The 18,650-nt window shown below is 43.1% G+C and carries 30 protein-coding genes; 2 read left to right on the top strand and 28 right to left on the bottom strand.

The window, feature by feature from the left end:
* Window positions 1-250: 250 nt before the first annotated feature.
* The gene (locus tag F0229_RS17100; RefSeq protein ID WP_171733328.1) at window positions 251-2,506 is read right to left on the bottom strand and encodes a peptidase U32 family protein; all 2,256 of its coding nucleotides are present in this window, start codon (window positions 2,504-2,506) and stop codon (window positions 251-253) included.
* A 173-nt stretch (window positions 2,507-2,679) separates the two neighbouring features.
* Here F0229_RS17100 and F0229_RS17095 point away from each other — a divergent pair, with 173 nt between their 5' ends.
* Entirely contained in the window at window positions 2,680-3,270 is a 591-nt protein-coding gene (locus F0229_RS17095; RefSeq protein WP_253821004.1) for a glutathione S-transferase, read from the top strand.
* Window positions 3,271-3,493: 223 nt separating this feature from the next.
* On the opposite strand, the gene F0229_RS17090 is transcribed toward F0229_RS17095, so the two are convergent.
* From F0229_RS17090 to F0229_RS17060, 7 genes are all read right to left on the bottom strand, one after another.
* The gene (locus tag F0229_RS17090) at window positions 3,494-3,943 is read right to left on the bottom strand and encodes a GyrI-like domain-containing protein (RefSeq protein WP_171733326.1); all 450 of its coding nucleotides are present in this window, start codon (window positions 3,941-3,943) and stop codon (window positions 3,494-3,496) included.
* A 67-nt stretch (window positions 3,944-4,010) separates the two neighbouring features.
* Window positions 4,011-4,244, bottom strand: a complete 234-nt coding sequence (locus tag F0229_RS17085; protein WP_102428709.1) for a hypothetical protein — start codon at window positions 4,242-4,244, stop codon at window positions 4,011-4,013.
* An 8-nt stretch (window positions 4,245-4,252) separates the two neighbouring features.
* On the bottom strand, window positions 4,253-4,504 hold the full coding sequence (locus F0229_RS17080) for a Rho-binding antiterminator (RefSeq protein WP_004733849.1): 252 nt from the start codon (window positions 4,502-4,504) through the stop codon (window positions 4,253-4,255).
* Between the two features lie 170 nt (window positions 4,505-4,674).
* Window positions 4,675-5,307 (bottom strand): type B chloramphenicol O-acetyltransferase, encoded by a 633-nt coding sequence (gene catB / locus F0229_RS17075; RefSeq protein WP_171733325.1) that lies wholly within the window; start codon window positions 5,305-5,307, stop codon window positions 4,675-4,677.
* Window positions 5,308-5,400: 93 nt separating this feature from the next.
* A complete protein-coding gene (locus F0229_RS17070) occupies window positions 5,401-6,132 on the bottom strand; it encodes an SDR family oxidoreductase (protein ID WP_102537096.1) in 732 nt (243 codons plus the stop codon).
* A gap of 138 nt (window positions 6,133-6,270) precedes the next feature.
* Window positions 6,271-6,654, bottom strand: a complete 384-nt coding sequence (locus tag F0229_RS17065) for a nuclear transport factor 2 family protein (RefSeq protein ID WP_171733324.1) — start codon at window positions 6,652-6,654, stop codon at window positions 6,271-6,273.
* 51 nt (window positions 6,655-6,705) lie between these two features.
* Window positions 6,706-7,422 (bottom strand): HAD family hydrolase, encoded by a 717-nt coding sequence (locus F0229_RS17060; protein WP_017066539.1) that lies wholly within the window; start codon window positions 7,420-7,422, stop codon window positions 6,706-6,708.
* Window positions 7,423-7,677: 255 nt separating this feature from the next.
* Here F0229_RS17060 and F0229_RS17055 point away from each other — a divergent pair, with 255 nt between their 5' ends.
* Complete coding sequence (locus F0229_RS17055; RefSeq protein ID WP_171733323.1) at window positions 7,678-8,010, top strand: PBPRA1643 family SWIM/SEC-C metal-binding motif protein; 333 nt, start codon at window positions 7,678-7,680, stop codon at window positions 8,008-8,010.
* Window positions 8,011-8,122: 112 nt separating this feature from the next.
* Here F0229_RS17055 and F0229_RS22080 read toward each other — a convergent pair whose 3' ends face one another.
* From F0229_RS22080 to F0229_RS16960, 20 genes are all read right to left on the bottom strand, one after another.
* On the bottom strand, window positions 8,123-8,365 hold the full coding sequence (locus F0229_RS22080; RefSeq protein WP_029235167.1) for a hypothetical protein: 243 nt from the start codon (window positions 8,363-8,365) through the stop codon (window positions 8,123-8,125).
* 132 nt (window positions 8,366-8,497) lie between these two features.
* Window positions 8,498-9,013 carry an adenylate kinase gene (locus F0229_RS17050; protein WP_065583646.1) on the bottom strand — a complete coding sequence of 172 codons (516 nt, stop codon included), beginning with the start codon at window positions 9,011-9,013 and terminating at the stop codon, window positions 8,498-8,500.
* 266 nt (window positions 9,014-9,279) lie between these two features.
* A complete protein-coding gene (locus F0229_RS17045; RefSeq protein WP_171733322.1) occupies window positions 9,280-9,738 on the bottom strand; it encodes a DUF302 domain-containing protein in 459 nt (152 codons plus the stop codon).
* 209 nt (window positions 9,739-9,947) lie between these two features.
* A complete protein-coding gene (locus F0229_RS17040) occupies window positions 9,948-10,406 on the bottom strand; it encodes a GNAT family N-acetyltransferase (protein ID WP_171733321.1) in 459 nt (152 codons plus the stop codon).
* A gap of 34 nt (window positions 10,407-10,440) precedes the next feature.
* The gene (locus F0229_RS17035; protein ID WP_171733320.1) at window positions 10,441-11,022 is read right to left on the bottom strand and encodes an HD domain-containing protein; all 582 of its coding nucleotides are present in this window, start codon (window positions 11,020-11,022) and stop codon (window positions 10,441-10,443) included.
* 67 nt (window positions 11,023-11,089) lie between these two features.
* Complete coding sequence (locus F0229_RS17030) at window positions 11,090-11,497, bottom strand: GNAT family N-acetyltransferase (RefSeq protein ID WP_050621388.1); 408 nt, start codon at window positions 11,495-11,497, stop codon at window positions 11,090-11,092.
* 88 nt (window positions 11,498-11,585) lie between these two features.
* Complete coding sequence (locus F0229_RS17025; RefSeq protein WP_171733319.1) at window positions 11,586-12,005, bottom strand: GNAT family N-acetyltransferase; 420 nt, start codon at window positions 12,003-12,005, stop codon at window positions 11,586-11,588.
* Between the two features lie 52 nt (window positions 12,006-12,057).
* Window positions 12,058-12,474: a VOC family protein gene (locus F0229_RS17020; RefSeq protein ID WP_009846821.1), complete on the bottom strand. Its 417-nt coding sequence runs from the start codon at window positions 12,472-12,474 to the stop codon at window positions 12,058-12,060.
* Between the two features lie 119 nt (window positions 12,475-12,593).
* Window positions 12,594-12,938: a VOC family protein gene (locus F0229_RS17015; RefSeq protein ID WP_102447886.1), complete on the bottom strand. Its 345-nt coding sequence runs from the start codon at window positions 12,936-12,938 to the stop codon at window positions 12,594-12,596.
* Between the two features lie 85 nt (window positions 12,939-13,023).
* Window positions 13,024-13,497 (bottom strand): GNAT family N-acetyltransferase, encoded by a 474-nt coding sequence (locus tag F0229_RS17010; protein ID WP_171733318.1) that lies wholly within the window; start codon window positions 13,495-13,497, stop codon window positions 13,024-13,026.
* Between the two features lie 36 nt (window positions 13,498-13,533).
* The gene (locus F0229_RS17005; RefSeq protein ID WP_171733317.1) at window positions 13,534-13,890 is read right to left on the bottom strand and encodes a hypothetical protein; all 357 of its coding nucleotides are present in this window, start codon (window positions 13,888-13,890) and stop codon (window positions 13,534-13,536) included.
* Between the two features lie 89 nt (window positions 13,891-13,979).
* Window positions 13,980-14,414 carry a GNAT family N-acetyltransferase gene (locus F0229_RS17000; RefSeq protein ID WP_017078753.1) on the bottom strand — a complete coding sequence of 145 codons (435 nt, stop codon included), beginning with the start codon at window positions 14,412-14,414 and terminating at the stop codon, window positions 13,980-13,982.
* A 34-nt stretch (window positions 14,415-14,448) separates the two neighbouring features.
* Complete coding sequence (locus F0229_RS16995) at window positions 14,449-14,868, bottom strand: GNAT family N-acetyltransferase (protein WP_171733316.1); 420 nt, start codon at window positions 14,866-14,868, stop codon at window positions 14,449-14,451.
* A gap of 80 nt (window positions 14,869-14,948) precedes the next feature.
* A complete protein-coding gene (locus tag F0229_RS16990; protein ID WP_171733315.1) occupies window positions 14,949-15,380 on the bottom strand; it encodes a DUF2000 family protein in 432 nt (143 codons plus the stop codon).
* A 151-nt stretch (window positions 15,381-15,531) separates the two neighbouring features.
* The gene (locus F0229_RS16985) at window positions 15,532-15,939 is read right to left on the bottom strand and encodes a VOC family protein (protein WP_171733314.1); all 408 of its coding nucleotides are present in this window, start codon (window positions 15,937-15,939) and stop codon (window positions 15,532-15,534) included.
* A 400-nt stretch (window positions 15,940-16,339) separates the two neighbouring features.
* Window positions 16,340-16,678, bottom strand: coding sequence for a GFA family protein (locus F0229_RS16980; RefSeq protein WP_102561981.1), 339 nt, complete (start codon window positions 16,676-16,678; stop codon window positions 16,340-16,342).
* 45 nt (window positions 16,679-16,723) lie between these two features.
* Entirely contained in the window at window positions 16,724-17,140 is a 417-nt protein-coding gene (locus tag F0229_RS16975) for an NUDIX domain-containing protein (protein ID WP_171733313.1), read from the bottom strand.
* Between the two features lie 98 nt (window positions 17,141-17,238).
* Window positions 17,239-17,496, bottom strand: coding sequence for a hypothetical protein (locus F0229_RS16970; RefSeq protein WP_004733879.1), 258 nt, complete (start codon window positions 17,494-17,496; stop codon window positions 17,239-17,241).
* 96 nt (window positions 17,497-17,592) lie between these two features.
* Entirely contained in the window at window positions 17,593-17,946 is a 354-nt protein-coding gene (locus F0229_RS16965) for a tRNA-binding protein (protein WP_017087128.1), read from the bottom strand.
* Window positions 17,947-18,085: 139 nt separating this feature from the next.
* Window positions 18,086-18,643: a nucleotidyltransferase family protein gene (locus tag F0229_RS16960; RefSeq protein WP_017068328.1), complete on the bottom strand. Its 558-nt coding sequence runs from the start codon at window positions 18,641-18,643 to the stop codon at window positions 18,086-18,088.
* Window positions 18,644-18,650 lie beyond the last annotated feature (7 nt).

Raw genomic sequence — 18,650 nt, 5'->3', positions numbered from 1 at the left:
TTTCACCTCACGGTGAACACCCTTGCATAGGCTAACGGTTCTCGCTCGACTGAGCCCGTAGAGGACTTTCACCTCCTAGATCAACGCCATGCTCGGCGCACCATTAAAAAGGCCACTCGATTGAGTGGCCTTTTGTTTATTGGTTCAGAGTGCTAATAAGCGGTTGAGCGTTATAAACCTTGAACGCTCTTTGCGTTAGAAGCTATAAGCCTTACAGCCCATAGACATTGAACCCTATAAACCTTGTACGCTATAGACCTTGCACGTACTGAGCATTAGTTCGAACTTCAACCATCTGCTCTAGGTTCTGTTGTGAACCTTCAACGCCGTTCAGTAGCGCTTCGAAATGCTTGATAAGCTCAACTTTGTCTTTCACTTCTTTAGAACCTGCACCGATGTTGGTTAGGTCAATGAAGAACTCGTCGAACAGACCAGAGAAGTCAGTTACTGCGTCGTGGTTCAAGAACTGCTCGTGGTTGTAAATGCTTGGGTAGCCACCCTTCTGTTTATCAACCGCAAAAGAGATGCCTTTCACGTTGGTAATCGTGGTCGCTTTTTCACACTTCAACATACAACCTGCTTCGATGCTTGGCTTGTTACAACCCACGGTTCTTTGGAAGAAACACTGACGGCTGGTCATCATCAAGATTGGGTGGTAAATGCTGTAGAACAGTTTGAAGTTCTCTGGGCGACGAATATGACGAATCTGACCTTTGTTGATCTCGTTCGAAATGAATGCGCCTGCACAGTTCAGCTCTTCTTTCAGAGTAACCAGTGCGTGAGAGTTGGTCGTGTTCATGAACGGGCCTGCAACCCACTCAATACCCATCTCGTAAGCTTTGTAAGCAATACCCGTGTTGTTGGTTACGATGCGAGCTGGCTTGATCTCTTCAAGAATACGAACCGCTTCGTCGTAATCTTTACCGATCAATACCGCTGGGAACCAAGGAATCAAACGTGGGTTTGCTGCCAAGATGTCGATGTACTTGTTACAACGCTTCTTGAAGCTTTCTGGAAGTTTGAAGTAAACATCCGCGTCAGTCACGTCACACAGGTGTAAGTCTTCTACATCGGCGATAAGCATCGACATAGTCGGCTTCTCGTTCACTTTAGGGTGCTGAGGCAGTGCTGGCACTTCAACGTGCTTAATCACTTCCACAGAGCCGTTCAGAATGAAGTCGATCTCGTCTTTTAGGTCTGAAACTTCTTTTAGAGGAATCAACAAGCCTGCATCCACTTCACTGAAGTCGTGGCTTTCTAGCGTGTGAACTGCACTCTTCACGTTTTTGAAGCGCTTCTCAAGTAGCTCTTGAGTAATCGCCTTCTCTTCAACCGCTTTCAATAGCGATTTAGATTGAAGAGTAAAGTTCTCTTTTGGCGTGTTCACAGTCACCGTAAATGGTTGACCCACTTTTGCGCTGAACGACATTGCTACTGGTGTCTTGCGAATATCAAGGAACTCGATCTTGTCACGCATTTCGTTACCAAGAGCGTCTTTCGCTTGGTGAAGTTCGTTGGTCACTTCTTGAATCTGTACAACTGAGATTTCGTTGTTCTGCTCCGTCGCTTTTTCAACAGCGTAGTTCATGCTGTTGTCGCGCGGGTTATCGATGAACATGTCTTTCGTTAGGTTGCCCTTTAGGAAAGAGTTGGTGAAATCACGGTTGAATACTTTGTGTAGGTTCGAATCGTCTTCGATCAACAAACCACTTTCTACAAAGCTATCAATCTGTTTACGCCATGTGTCTACCACAGTGTAAACGTAGTGTGCGCCTTTAATACGGCCTTCTACTTTCAATGAGTCGACTTTCGCATCAACCAATTCAGGTAGGTCGTAGTAAGCTGAGTTATCTTTCAGGTTAAGTGGGAACTTGTTGCCCGCGTTGGTGATTTCGTACTCATCACGACACGCTTGGCTACAACGACCACGGTTACCTGAGTTACCCACACTTACTGAGCTTGAGTAACATTGACCAGAGAATGCGATACACAGAGCGCCGTGTACGAACACTTCGGTTAATACGTCGTGATCGTGTGCCACTTCCGTCAGCATCTTGATTTCAGGCAGGTTCAACTCACGAGACAAGTTAACGCGCGTCGCGCCAATCTTAGACAAGAACTTAATCTGACCTTCGTTGTGCGTAGTTAACTGAGTCGACGCGTGAACGTCTAACGATGGGAAATGCTTCTTAACCAGGTTGAATAAACCCAAGTCTTGAACAATGATGCCGTCCACTTTGGTGTTCACAAGCTGGTTCAGCAGTTTGGTGATGCTCTTAGTCTCGTGCTCCAGTAGCACAACGTTAAGAGTCAGGAACACTTCACAGCCGTATTCATGAGCAAGGCGAATCACACCATTCAATTCGTCTAACGACAGGTTAGAGGCTCTGTTACGAGCGTTGAATGTGTCTAAACCACAATAAACTGCATTAGCACCCGCTACGATGGCGGCTTTTATCGCTTCTACATCGCCACCTGGGGCTAATAACTCAATTTTTCTGCTCATTTTTGAAGTCGCTCACTTACTTATAATTTTTAAGCCGCGTATTCTACCCACATCACGATCTCTTTACCACCGTACAACACTTTTCAAACTAAATGACCTCAATAATGCCGAACGAATCCGATCTACCTATCCTTTATTCTTTACGCCGTTGCCCTTATGCAATGCGCGGGCGAATGGGCATCGCACTATCACAGCAAAAAGTGTTACTTCGAGAAATCGTTACCAAAGACAAGCCTAGCGAACTATTGGCCAGTTCGCCAAAAGGAACAGTGCCTGTATTGGTGTTACCCAATGGACAAGTCATTGAACAGAGCTTGGATGTGATGAACTGGTCACTTCAACAAAACGATCCTCAAGATATTCTGCGTTCAAGCAATCCAACGCTTAGCGAACAAGTTCAGCAGCTTATTAAAACCAACGATGAAGAATTTATTGGTCACTTAGAAAGGTATCGTGCATCGGTTCGTTACCGAAACATCGATGTTGAACAACGCCGACAAGCCTGCGAAACCTTCATTAAGCAGTTAGAAGTGCGACTTACCGATCAGCCCTACTTTTTTGGAGAAAGCCCAAGCTTGGCCGATTTTGCGGTGATGCCTTTCGTCAGTCAGTTTGTGCGAGTCGAAAAGAAGTGGTTTGTGAAATCGGAATATCAAAACGTAGGACGTTGGTTAAGAGCGCACCTTGAAAGTAAGCTCTACACCCAAGTCATGAAGCAATACCCTTTGTGGAATGAAACCAAGCAAGATTGTCTTTTTGGATAACTTAAGAGAATTTTGGGTGACTTAAGGGTATCTAGGGTGATCTAGGGGAATTCTGGAATAGATAATTCCTAGGTATTAAAGTAGTTACGTGACACTGTATCTTCTTTGTAAAGAACAGATATTCAAAGGCTTAACTGGGATTCCGTTGTCTCTTTACCGGTAACTACTGTCTCTTAACTGGCAAACACAGTCTAAGCTAAGCCTTTTGTTCATTTTAACCTGATCACTGAATCGCTATCGAAATCTCGACTTCAGTTTCACCTTTGTATAGTTCAAAATCTGTCGTGTAAGTTCTCACATGTGGGCAGTCAGCAGCGCTGAAATACGCCCACACTTCACCCCATAGGTCGATCACAGCTTGTGGTAATTCACCTTCAGCAGAAAACGTTAAGTATTTACCTGCTTGTATTTCGGTTTCTACAAGCGTATCAACATTCTGATCCGTAAGTGCATTAGTACACGCGATAACATCAAATTCGCCCGTAAAGTCAGACTCGTAGTTAGTGTAAACGCCATACACTTTTGAATCCGGTGTTAATTTCGGAAATGCTTGGTCAAAAAAGCCCTGCCACAATTGCCCTATCTTGGCTCTTGCTGGGTCCACCTCATCGGTATTGGTGGTTCTTACTGAAAAACCATACGCCTTTACGGCTTCTATCGTTTCAACTTTCATTCGTTCTATTCCTAAGCCAATTGACGATCTAACTGTATTGAATCCAATGTTTTATAAGATAACGATGCTAATCTTGTATCTCTTTATGGCCACATTTTTCACAGACAAGGTGACGAGAAAACTCATCCATTGACGCGACAAACGGGCCAAGGAACCAACCTTTTATCATGCCTGCCCAAAACTCACTTCGCTTTTGGTTAGGTTTGTCTGCAAACGCACTCGTCTTTCTGACCAACACAACAACATGTTGTGTCTCTTCTCGGCATGCGGTGCAATAGCATTGTTCTATGGTGTTATTCATTTGAAAGCCTATGACGTTTTGAATGAAATCTGCTGAAAATGAGGGTTGTCGACACAAACTTCTAGTGTGGAAAGGTCTGTGAGTACGACAAGTTGTTCTACACCTTGAATACTGACCTTAATGCACTCTTCACGGCTATCATTGCGTTGAGTATCTAATCCGACACATTCAATCTGCTCGCCAGATTTCAGCGTTAATTTGATTGGGTATCGGTGCATACACACAATCTCAATATAATCGTAATCGTTGCAACTAATCATAATACCCTTCCAATTCATCCACCACGCTAATGCGACATGCCATACTATTCAATATCTTTACAATCAATAAGTTACTCGTATCACAATCGCATTGCCATAATCAGATTATTGAGTAATTTGTTAAATTTAATCTCGTTCTCACCATTCACATTTCATCTGTGAACGACAATTTAAGGCTTCAAGAATCCTTTCCAATAATGGTACAAACCACCAATGTCTGAAGAACACATTAGCGACATTGCGCCTTTGATTTGTTCTTCGCTCCATTCCCACCATTTCATTTCTAGCAACTGAGCGATTTCAGTCTCATTGAAACGATAACGGATGTGACGCGCTGGGTTTGAACCCACAATCGAGTATGGCGCGACGTCTTTAGTCACAACCGCTCGACTTGCGATGATGGCTCCATCACCGACCTTAACACCACTCATGATCATGGCTTCTGTGCCAATCCACACATCGTTACCAATCACGGTATCACCAGAGCGTTCGAAGCCGTCTATCGCATCTTCAAACTTCTCGTCGTCTTGGTAGAAGAACGGGAAGGTACTCACCCACTGATTTTGGTGGCCTTGGTTGCCCGCCATCATAAACACAGCGCCAGATCCAATCGAGCAATAGCTACCGATGATCAGCTTATCGATGTCGGTTCTATCCGGTAATAGGTAACGTGCACAGTCATCAAAGCTGTGGTTATGGTAGTAACCCGAGTAATAGCTGTGCTCGCCCACGATGATGTTTGGGTTGGTCACTTGTTCTTTGAGTGACTTTCCGACAAACGGACTTTCAAAATAGTTTTTCATATTTGTACTCTTAGTTTCGTTCTTTTAGTTAGGTACTTTTGTTGCGTGTTAATGGTTTTTACTGGTCTATCTTAGTGTAAAGGCTAACGCGCCCTATCGCCCGCCCGCAATATCAATAAATGAACCAGTTACATAAGAAGCTTCGTTTGACAGTAACCACGCGATAGAGTTAGCGACTTCTTCTGGCGTGCCACCTCGTTGTAATGGTAACTGCGAAGCTAGTCTGTCTACGCGATCTGGCTCTCCGCCGTCTGCGTGCATCTCAGTATAAATACAGCCTGGCCTTACACCATTCACTCGGATATTGCGTGAAGCCAATTCAAGCGATAAGCCTTTGGTGAGTGAATCCATCGCACCTTTGGATGCTGCGTAATCCACATACTCAAACGGTGCGCCTGTACGAGAAGCGGCAGACGATACATTCACAATCGAACCCGCGCCATCAGCTTGTTTAATAAAGGCTTTACTGCACAGGAAGCAGCTTGATACGTTCGATTTCATCACCTTTTCAAAGCGATCCAATTCAATATCAACCAATGGTGACTGGGTAAACAAGATCCCGGCATTATTGACCAAGTGAGTCACTGGACCTAGCTTATTACGTGCAATCTCGAATAAGGATTTCACGTCCGATTCAACAGACACATCCGCCCGAACACTGATAGCGGTTCCGCCTTGTTCGCGAATCTCGTTCACTAAATCTTCAGCTCGCGACTCATTGTGTATAAAGTTAACGCATACGGCATAGCCTTTACTGGCCAACAATTTAGACGTCGCTGCGCCAATGCCTCGACTTCCGCCTGTTACAATCACTACCTTGCTCAATGAAACCTCCTAATGCCACTTTCCTAATGCCACTTGTTTGTTATAACCTGATTTTTCGATGAAACCTGATCGTTCGATATAACCTGATTATTCGATACGACCTGGGTTTTCGATGCAACCTGATCATATCGATACAAACTAATTGCTCGATACAACCTGAACCCACTGCGATCGCCACGCCGGCGCTTCGAATGGGTCTGGCCAAAACTCAGTTTGCTTTTGAATTAAACCATCAACAACCGTGTGAAAGGTAATCACTCGGTCTTTCAATACACTGTCAGTAACCGAAACGTCCGTTACTACCGCATCACCTTCACAGACAATCGAATTGAGGGCGAATTCCCAAACACCATTAGCTGGGTATTCAGAGTTGATTGCCGTAAAGTTATCGCGCCCTAATGTGAGTTCAGATGACTGAGGCCAATAGCCTTCAAAATCTTCCGCTAGCCATTCGCTTGCCTTGGCAAAATCATTACTGCGCATTGCATCCCAAAATCCCAATACCACTTGTTTTGGTGTCATTATTCTTCCTTAAAGTTATTTACGTGTGGTGATTTTTAAATGTCTGCTTCGTTATGCGTACTTGCTAATGATCGTTAAAAGATCATCGACACTGTTAGCAATGTAATCGGGCTTGGTTTGCCAATTTTCAGGTTTCGATCGGCTATAACCTGCTGCAACGGCAATCACTTTTGCGTTTTTACCCAGCGCGGCTTCAATATTGCGAGCAAACTGTGTGTCCGCTTCATGGTCACCGATGTACATCAAACAAAGCTCGTTAGTCGGATCGGCGCCAAATATGTTCTCGACACATTTCACACCACCAAATGGATGGGGTTTTTGGTTACCGTTCGAGACATCGTCATAGCCCACGACCGATTTAAACAAATCACCAATGCCATAACTGTCGAGCACACCACGAATATTCAATTGAGAGTTTTGAGAGCAGATCCCATGTGGAAGATGAGCAAACTGATTAACCACGGTTTCCATTCCTTCAAACAAGGCAACGGCTGTTTGGTTTTTCTCTTGATGCTCTGCCCACATTCCACCAGCGATCAACATTTCATCGTGTGATAAACCGTAATAATCGACATATAAGGCTTGCCAGTTTTTAGCCCCGTGGTTGGCTTCATGATAAAGCGCTTCGCTGAGCAAATATTTAGGTAAGTTATCACCTGACAAGTGTGGCGCGACTAAAGAGATAATGTCTTTTGTGATTGCGATATTCTTTGGAACGGAATTGACTAAGGTTCCATCGTAATCCCACAGGATGGCATCTAACTTCATACACTATCTCTTTGTTTCGATTAATAATTTGAATTTATCATTCATAAGCCTATTTAGGGAAATCTTATTGTCTTGAATTTGAAAATTAGTCCAATCCGAACAATGCTAGAGAGCAAACCGTTACTAGCAAACAATAACCAAACAGCCTTTGTTCACATCACTGCTTTATCAATTGCAATATATGCGTATAATCCCCCCTCCATTGCGCTATCGTCGTTAAAAATAGCGCCATTCAACATTTTTTATGAGTACCCAATGTCGAAACTATTTTTCAAAGGCCGTATCGAAACAAGACAGAACCACGTTCTTGCTGGCTACAACGTAAACCGCGATGTGAAAGCGGGTACTGAAGAATCTCCAATCGTAGTAATGGTTCAAACTGAAGCGCGCAAAGCAGAAGTTGAAGCACTAGCCGCTGAAAATTCTATCTTCGTTACTGTTACAGTCGACGCAGACAAAGAAGAGAACACCATCGAGCTTGATACTCTACTGAACAAGCCAAAAACGATGACGTTTGAAAAGACCCCTAACCGTAACGATCCGTGTTCTTGCGGCAGCGGTAAAAAATACAAGAAGTGTTGTGCATAAGGCTTCTCACTCAAACTGCCAATAGCACGATGAGTTAAGTAATATCTAACGGGAAGATCATTGAGGTCTTCCCGTTTTTATTTGCCTAAGCCAAACTCACAAACTCACAACCTCAGTCGAGGTTGTCTGGTGTATTCAGATATGTTCCACATTGGGTACATTTGTAATCACCTGTCGCGCCCGAACCTGTAACACCAAAAGATAGAAACTCCGATAAAATTCGTTGGAGTAAGCTCGGTTCTTTATCTTCAGCTTGTGGTGCCTTTTGCACTTGGCTACTGAACATCGTGTACCTATGCAGTGTAAGTTCCTTACAGTTACAGCAGAACGCTCTCGTCTTCTCACTTCCATACATAATATCTATAGCCTTAATTCAAAGCACAAATTCAACACATGGCAAATATGCCACATGTTGAGTTAAATCTATATATTTTCATGAAGTTATGAGCAAATTAAAGCGTTCCAAAGAAAGGTAAGCTCTCGACTGTTAAGTGACGTGTTGATGAACAAAGTTATTCAATTCAGTCACGCTTCTGATGATGTAAACCTCTTTCTCTTTAGCGCGCAATTCTAACTGCGCTTTAAAGTCGTCATTCCAAAATTTAGGACACAGTTTTAGTGTCTTATAACTTTGTATCGTGCCTTTTATAACTGAACTTCCATCAGGCCAGCCTTCAGGTTTAACGAATAGACCTTTGAGCATTCGCTTGGTTACAAACCAGTAGCTAATTGAATAAGGAAGGTCGATATAAACCAAGGTATCAGCTGCATCTAAACGTGTGTTGAACGAGCCTAGAGGGCCAAAACCATCGATGATCCAGCTTTCTGACTTAAGTATGCTCTCATGAGCCTGCTCGAATACTTCACGTTCAACAAACTCTCCGTTGGCCTTATAAACAATAGAATCTAACTGGTGAAGCTCTATGCCTGTAGCTAGTGCTAACGCCTTGCTGATTGTGGATTTTCCACTCCCAGGCTTGCCAAAAACCGCGATCTTTTTCATATGACTTCCTCTATTCAGATAAAACCCATAAGACAGCGACAAAAAACCCACCTTACGGGTGGGTTCGATAAACAAAGCGCATCAACAATCCCACCATTCCTATGGAATGATGATAATTCGTTGGTTAGATGGCGCTAAATTCAGTTTCATAAAACTACTTTTATATATTGTTGCTTAGTTGTCAATGCAGCCAAACGTTGATTGGGAAGCTATATCATCGTCAAGTCGCACCCATTAATGGTCTAAATGAGTGCCTATTGGCTCGGTTATTCAGCTTTCGCCACTGTCGCTTCTGAAAGCTTGCTTAGTACACCCGATATCTTCTTAACCACTTCGTCACAGCCATTGATTGCGTGACGCTCTACCAAGTAATTAGGATCGTTGTAAGACAACCATACTTTTTTATTGGAATCTTCCGTGACTAACACCTTCTGCGGTAAGTCTATCGCGACATCTTGAGCGCATTGCATTAATGGTGTCCCTACTTTTGGGTTACCAAAGATGATGACTTCCGTTGGTCTCAAGTCAAGATCAACCTTACTCGCATTTTTCTGATGGTCGATTCTCGCAAACAAGGTCAAACCTTTGCTTTTGGCGATTTCTTCAAAGCGGTCAGCGGTCTCTTTCACTGAGTAATTACTTTGGTATTTAATCAAACCATCCGAAGCCGCAGCTGAAAATGATGCCGAGAGTAAAATGGCGCATAGTGGTAGTAATTTTTTCATCGTCACCTCTGAGATTTAACCTAATCAAACTTACATTCGTAGCGCCACTTCTAAAATCAGCGACGTAACCCATGTCAGTATAGACACGTTTCCGCTCTCTGCTAGCAGAGAGACTCATGAAGCCTTAACCAAGAGTTAGAACTTGAAGTTTGCATATAGCCTTGTAAACAATAGAAAATAAGATATTAATGTTATATTTAAGATTATCGTTAGAGCTCGATATATAGCCTCAGCATGTCTTGATGTTGAATGCCGTGTTCGAAGATAGGTTCAGGATAATGATCGATGAAATGGTTCTTGATGACAGAATCGACGCGAAAGCCAGCACGTTGGTAATACGTAAGCTGATAACCGAATGTGCCGGTCCCTAACTCTACGCGTTTAACCTGTTTATGAGCTAACTGATTCAATGTGAATTTCAACACTCCGGAACCAATGCCTTGTTGCTGATGCTTAAGGCATACCGCGACGTTAAAGATTTCAACGATATTTTCCCCGATTGGCTTAACGACGCAGACACCGACAATCTCGTTACCTTGCTCACTATCTTGTTTAGCCGCGTAACACCAAGATTCGCTTAGGTATGACGCAATACTTGCTTCTGACGGATCAGCTTCAAGTAGCAACACCATTGGGATTTCGCTAGAATCAACTTCTAAGTATTTCATTTGAACCTCGTAAAACTCATGGCCTTTCAATACTTTATTTTAACAACCCTTTGTCCGCAGCACCTTCAAGTTGCACTTCTAGTTCTTTCCATAGAGCACGACTGCCTTTAGAGATACGCTCGCCATTAAAGGTCAGTACTTTGTCTTTGGATATGTTGTGCTTCTTCCAGCTGTGACCATCACCATGGATGTTATGAAGCAAAGGTGGCACTCTATCGATCGCCTTACCAAATCTGGCTTCCGGTGACTCACCCGCTTCGAACTCAAGCCATAACTCCAAATACTCGCTTCTTGAATAGCTTGGCAATGAATTCAGCAAGCGCTCGACGCAGTTTCTCTCTTTGAGCTTGTTTTCTTCGGTCTCACTGGCATAAATGATGGTGTCTCCGGCATCGATTTCCCCAAGGTCATGAATCAACAGCATCTTCATCACTCGCGTAATATCGATTTCTTCATTGGCATAATCTTTCAACATGAGTGCGCTCAAACAGACGTGCCAACTGTGCTCTGCCGAGTTTTCATATCGGTCCAATCCAACTGGTTTTGTTTGACGATGAACATCCTTTAATTGTTCAATTTCGACCATGAATTGGAGAATGCCTTTGATTTCTTCCACGATGAGCTTCCTTAACTTAAGTTGATGATTTAGCGGTGCGGAGGGTTAACCTAACGAAAGAGAAGCGTTACTCCCAATGAACCGACATTTTGTAATACGCAACACCCGATTTTTCAAATTCAGAGCCTTCTACAGCCATCCCAAACTTTTGATAAAAACCTAAAGCCGTTGTGCGCGCATCGCACCAAAAATATTGGATGTTTAAATCTTTGAGGTTAGAGATCGCATGCTCAATCACGTTTGAACCGATTCCCTGCCCTTGGAATTCAGGCAGCGTGGCAAACTTTCTCAGCCTCGCTTCATTGCCTTGGATATAGATAGACGCGACACAAACCAACTGCTCACCAATAAACGCGCCGTAATGCGTTGCTTGTTCGTCATCTGGCACCATACAAAACGACATCGGTTTATCAGGCCAAAGCACTTGATGCCTAACCGGAAGTACCTCCATCGCTGACAGCTGTTTTATTTCCATATTCTCTGTTTAGCTCCCGACTTGATTACCCTTGTTGTAATTGCAGAGATTGTGATCGCCATGATTGTTATTACTAAGCTTATTACTACTAAACTTGGTAAGTCATTAAGTGATAACGCTCTAATCCCTCTCCCTCTGTGGACGAGATTACAAAGCCTTGCGACTGATAAAAGCCAACCGCATTTTCATTGGTAGTCAAACACTTCAAAGTCAGATCAGTGTAATGTTGTTTGCAGGTATTGAGTAAAGCAGAGCCTACTCCAGAACGTAGCGTTCGCGGGCACACATAGAGGTGATGGATGAAACTCTCAGGTTCCCAAACAGAGGCAAAACCTAAAACCTTGTCGCCAGAAACAGCCACCCATATCTGCTCACCTTCTGTATCTAATTCGAAATCGGATAACTCAAAAGCGTCGGCATCAGCCCAATGAAAGGTGTCCTGTCTTGATTCTAGATAGAGCGCCTGTAAAGCGGTTAAATACTTGGGTTGATACCTTGTGACTTCCATGTCGCTCCTGCCTATCCGTATGACCAGAATTAAGGTTGTTGACTAAGCTTTTCTACCTGTTAGCCATAGGGTGTTCAGGGTTTAACTGAAGCAGATCCCACAAGTTACCGTAAAGATCTTCAAACACAGCAACGGTGCCGTAGCCTTGCTCTTTAGGCTCTCGGACAAAGTTAATGCCCAAAGACGTCATGCGTTCGTAATCACGCCAGAAATCATCGGTGTTTAAGAATAGGAATACGCGTCCACCAGCTTGGTTGCCGATGAAATCGTGTTGCTCTGGCTTAGAAGCTCTAGCAAGTAACAGGCTCACACCGGTTGAATTTGGTGGAGCAACAACAACCCAGCGTTTATCTTCTTCTGGTAGATACGTATCTTCGATGAGATCAAACTTAAGCTTGTTTACATAGAAATCAAGCGCTTCATCGTAGTCTTTTACCACGAGTGCAATGTGGACAATATTCTGTTTCATAACATACCTTGTTGGGGTTTTAGCTGCGTGGAATGATGCCATGAAGCAGGCAAAGACACTAGGTGTCTCATCATAAATCGTAGTATCTCGTCCGTCACAATCTAAAAGGTATACATCATTTATAATTGCCAGAATCCGAGTTCGACGCCACCTTGAATAACAATGGCGCACATGCCGTGACGTGGTAACTCCATTGGCGGCAACGCAACTTCGGCGCCTAATTTCTCGGCTGCATTTACTGCAGACTGAATATCCTCAACCAGCGTGTAATGACGAACAGTTGGTCCTTCAGTTTCACGAAGTGGTGCTCGAATGCCAATGACCCCACCATTAGATAGCTTTGCAGTGCGCGCCCCACCAAGGTTCACATCTGCACCACTGAACTTCACGTTGTAGAGCTGAGCGTATGTTGCACAAACAACATCGACTTCTGGGGTAACCACTTCAAGATATTGAACTTTCATCAAATTTCCTTTTCGAGTTCTTTAAGACTCTCAATCTGCATACAGCTGTGCAGGTGTTTCTCATCAATAATTAATCGGTTTAATATTACGAAGCGATTTGACCGCGCATGATAAATTGCGGGCCTGCTGCGCCACCTAAATACTGTTCATTGGTATCTTCGAAGCCGCCTTTCTTATAACAGTTGAATGCGGCGGGATTTTTGCAATTCACGGTTAAATAAATCGACTCATACGCTGAGTAATTCGCTTTTAAATATGGAAACAAAGCCTTCACAGTGCCTGTTCCTAAACCTTTACCTTGCTGGTTTTTATCAAGCACAAAAGCTCTTAGCCCAATGCTTCCTTCAGGGCAAAACTCATAAGAATCTGCGTAAGCGATATCCAGCTTAAAGAAACCAACAACTTCGTTATTAGACTTAATCACGTGCAAGTGCGTGGTTTCACTGCCGTCTAATAAAAACTCTGCAGCTGTGCCAGCAAACTTAACCTGTTCATCGGCGAGTTGGATGGCCTGAACTAACGCCACATGTGAATCTTCAAGCCTTTCGATAGTTATCATTGTTGTTCCTTCTGTATAACACGCACGAAAAACCGACTAGAGCTCATCGCTAGTGTCTCGAGAACCGTAGTTTGGGAAGTTGATATTAAGAACGTTATCATCCTCAAGTGTGAATAGAACGCTTCCATTCTCTACACCGGTTTCGTTCCTATCTGAACAACCTAGAAACAGCTCCCAATCAAACGAATATTGAAGTCGGTATTGATTGGCATTGATGTGTAGAACGTCTTTGATTTTAATGCCGTTCACCACATGTGCCATATCATCGATGTATGACAGATCAGGGATTAACTTTTCTTCGAAATCACTCTTATGCTCGGTTAAGAAATTGACCAGTTCAGAACATAACTCGGAGCCATGAACCAATGGTTTAGACAGACTAGAAAACAACATTTCTAAATACTCCAAGGATTGTTTTGATATTGGGAAGATGCACGCGAATCTGTTACAAATTCAAGCTCAGCCAGCGCGAACCTTTAAGGCTAAACGTTACTATTATCCGAGCTATTAAACGAGTACATTCGAACTTCATCTCGAGGAAACCAGCCCAATTTTTCGTAAAACTGTTGAGCATTGATGTTGTCGTTATAGACAAACAAGTGGGTCTTCGGGATACCTAACCCTGCAAGGGCGTTGACCGCCTCTGCGACAAGCTTACAACCTAACTTTTGCCCTCTGAAGTTGGCCGAGACAGCTAAATGTTGTAAATACCCACGACGTCCATCCGTACCGACCAACACAGCGCCAATGATCTCGTTGTTGCTTTCAGCCACAAAACTTAGACCGGGGTTACGATCTAAATAGCTCGCAATGCTTTCTTTCGAATCGGCATCGCGAATACTCATGCCTTCTGTCTGGCACCACAACGCGATCACTGAGTCGTAGTCTGAAATTGCCATTTCCCGAATGTTTACCACTCTACTCTCCTTGTATATACGGGGTCTTTATTTGCTACTTTTTGACGAGCGACTTGGTGAGAAACGATAGCGATGAATCTACAGGGTAATTTTCTAACACCATCTGGCATTCATACCCTCGTTTCTCATAAAAAGGCTTCGCTTGGAAACTTAATGTATCGACCAATGACGACGTACAACCTTGAGACTGTGCATACTCTTCAATACGCTCAAGTAGATCACTGCCGACTTGCTTTCCTCTCATCGAATCGTCGACCCAGAGGAACTTAATCAGTAACCAGTTTCCCCAAAGGTCAGCGATAATGCCACCAACTTTGTTGCCTTCCTCCATCGCGTAGTACGCAACTTGAGACTTGGCTATCCCTTCCAGAAACGGTGTGTTGTGTTTGATTAACCCGCCTCGGACTTCATTAATGTCTTCATCGGAAGGCTCAATATCTAATTGGTATTCCATTGACTTCCTATCTCTGGATTAACGGCTTATGTAACATGTTCGGTGTACTTACTAGCAGATAGCTAGACCACTAAAGTGAGTTACTTATACAAGCTAAACTTCTTTGTAAACTCACGTAGAATTTCCGTGTCACCAAACAGGCATACACCTAGATACTCAAGATCTTCTTCTTTGGTTTCTTTGGTTCGTTGCTGCTGCTCAACAGAACCACCTTCGATCATTGAGCTCGTAAAATCGGTAAATTTAATACCACGGCTGAAGGCTTCTTTACGCACTTTTCGAAGCTTGTTTGAATTGTCGGCTTTCAAAACAATGAAAGGATAATGAGATAAATTAGGGTGGACATTGCCATCCAAGTCTTCATAGTCAACGTAGCAAGCCTCTTCACTTTCTAATAGGTTAGATAGGCCAACGCTCAAGTGCCCTAGCACGTTCAATGTTCTTCCTAAATCCATCTTTTTGCTTAAAATCGCTATGAATCGTTTTTGGCTTTCGTCTGGTAAATGGCTCACTACATATCCTCATTCATTCTTAATTACCGTATTTGTATAACGCATTACTGGGGCGTGAGCAATGCAACCTTAGTACTCAGTTAATACGTTTGGTCCATCAAATAATGCAGAACAGAGACCAGTATTTGGTATTCAACCACAAGGTCATGATTTAATGAATATCTTGGCAGAGCCTAAAGAGATAACCGTCAGGAGTTTGAACGATGAACTGCTTCTGAGTCACGATCGAACCCCCACATTGATAAGGCTTCGACTCTAACGCTAAGTAAATAGAATCAGCGGCGCTTTCGTTAACTCTCTGATAAAGTGGTTCGATATCGATAACATCCCATTGAAAGTTAACGCCACGCCCTAAAGGTAACTCCAGATCACCTGAAAGCCATTTTCGACTTTTGCCCGCAATCCCTTCAAGCATCACATCAACACCATCAAGCGTTAGATAAGCAAACTCCTCATCTGGCCGCTCGTATTTCACTTCAAACCCTAACACATCGACAAAAAAGGATTTGCTCACATTAATATCGAAACAATAAAGCTCCGGAACTACTCGTAATGTCATGATTTACCTGTCTCATTATTTTATTACTGATTAGTCCTCTTCTTTTAATGCTAGAGGGCTATTGCGTTACTTTCTTTATTGGCTGACACACAAACAACACGTAAAACAATGTAAAACTAAGCACCATGGCACCAAAAGTGCTAAACCCAGCATAATTCATTGAAGTCGAAACCGTAAAAGGAGCAACAAAAAAGAGTGAGTAGTAATAAATAGTAAAAGGCTTCAATACTTGAGCGCATTGTCTACATGGCATGTGTTTGGAAGGATGCAACTTTGATTTATCTTTAATAGAAACCGACGCCCCACAATTTGGACACTTGAACATCGAACATCTCCTTAATACGACCAAACCTACCGTTTCAATACTGCAAGGCGCAGTGAGAGTACCTTGTTAGTTGACTTAGTACGCTGCGCCGTTGATCTTACGAACTGGGATGCTTGCAAGCACTTCATTTTCGACCATTCTCATGTTCACGGCCAAGATATCTGCGGAGCATTTCTCTGTCGTTACATAGTGCGTTAAACATCCACATGACTTGCAGCGATGAAATTCGACTTCTTTATCGCCCCAACAATAAAACTCAGTTTTCTCGCTCAAGTTGATTTGAACTTGCTCTGGAGAAAAATACGCCCAAGCGGCAGCATAACGACGACAGATAGAACAATTACACTCCCCGACTTCGTCTGGAAGCGAGCTCAGTTCTAAGCTCACATTTCCACAGTGACACTTTAATTCCATTTGATTGTTTCCTGTATTCACATAGCAACGGCCTAACAATTTGTATTACTGCACTAGCTTCCCAAGGATGACCGGATCGTTAAGCAAATTCGTCAGAGGAAGAAACAATGGCTCTGGTAACTCATCGAGCTTAAACCATTTCCATTGCTTACATTTATCAGGTTCTGTCACCTGCGGTTCGCCGCTAGCGTCAGAAGCAACAACAAACAGCGTAATATAGTGCTTGTTCTCTTTCTCAAAAATATCATTGGTAAAAGTCAGCTTCTCAAATGCACTAACAACTAAGCCAGTCTCTTCGAGTGTTTCGCGTTTGGCACACTCTTCGATACTTTCACCCCACTCAAGGTGTCCGCCCGGCGTTGCCCACGTATGAGCCCCATGAGAACCAATTCGTTCTCCAAGTAGTACTCGTCCTTCACGTAGAATAACCGCAGCTACACCTACTCTTACTTCCTGACCCACTTAAAACTCCTTAAGAAAGAAATCCAACCTTCAACGATAAGTACCATGTATAACGAATCAATCTCGATTAATTCACTGTTCTACTTCGACCAATATCTTTATGACTCTAGTATCTTGTTACCACGTACGATCTGATAAATAGCGATATTTTTCTCAGTCAAAAGCCTCACGAGATCTGGTACACATTGGATAGGCATCGCAAGTTCATATCCAAACTCCAAATGTGAAATAGACGTTGACGGTGACTGACCAACAAACGACTCAAGTATGCTGAGAGCCGTTCCTTCCCACTCTCCAACTTCAAAATAAACGTTATACATGTCTTCGCTATAATCTCTTGGCGTACCAGCTTTCATCTCTTGTACCCTGTTTTGTGTTCCATCTATGATGTTCGCTTTAAGTTAAGATACGCGTTATTCCGTCTTACATTATTGTTCACGTTTATGTGTACGTTACCCAGCTCGAGCACCATTAGGCATTTCGGTTTCAGGACAAGCTAAACACGGATTTAATTTGTCTTCATAACCAATATCAAACAACATCCCTTGAGACACTTCACCCGCCATCTTTCTTTCAGGCAAGTTCACAACAAACAAAGCTTGCTTGCCTTCGATTTCTTTCGGGTTTTCTCGCTCTTGTTTAATGCCAGCCAAGATTGATCGCTGATGATCGCCAAAGTCGACGGTGAGTTTCATCAGCTTATCTGATTTAGCGACTTCAGAAACCTTTACGATTAAGCCGACACGAATATCTAATTTTGCGAAATCATCAAACGTAATTTCATCTTTAATTGGAGCGTATTTCATAAACCAGACCTCGTTGTTTCCAAATCACATAACGTACAACTAAGTCACTAACAATGCTGAGACTAGATTCAAATTTACCACTGACGCCAAACTGAATTAAATACCCAATGTTAAGAGCGATCCCACAAAGCTTTATAGATCAATTCCAAGGAAGCACTTTTACTTGCTGCCATCGAGCCTTATAGCCAGTGGTCATTTTGTTGTAATTTTCTTCTGTCATTGCTCGCTTATTCGGTTTAATCAGCATATCAAACGCATCCTCTACACCGTATGGTGAAAACAACTTGATGCCGCCTGAATCATTCAAAGTAAACCCGATAGCAAATGCAGAGAGCCAAGACTCGATACCTTGTTCAACACGATCGTATGGTTGAATGAAGCAACCGAACTTCTTAGCGTAATGCTCATGAATGGTCGCTTGGTTCTTCACGTCCACGTCGACACAATGACTTAACCGCGAACGAATGCGGTTTTTGAACTCATCTTCGGTGATAGCTGAGGTACTATTGAAATAGACAACATCGAAGTCTTTGACTTGGTCTAGAAGCGGTTTGTTTTCGATATCATTCCAGATGATTTGAGTGATAGCTCCGCCTGCAATATAGAAGTTTGGCAAGCCCACCTCACGACATACTTTGGCTGTATCGATTAGCTCAGGAACTTGTTGAATGAGGTTCTTTAGTTTTTGTTTATTCATCGTGACC

This window comes from Vibrio sp. AIC-3 (assembly GCF_013114515.1).
Classification (GTDB): domain Bacteria; phylum Pseudomonadota; class Gammaproteobacteria; order Enterobacterales; family Vibrionaceae; genus Vibrio; species Vibrio crassostreae_C.
Note: the sequence above shows the minus strand (reverse complement) of the source record. Positions and strands in the feature narration are given on the sequence as shown.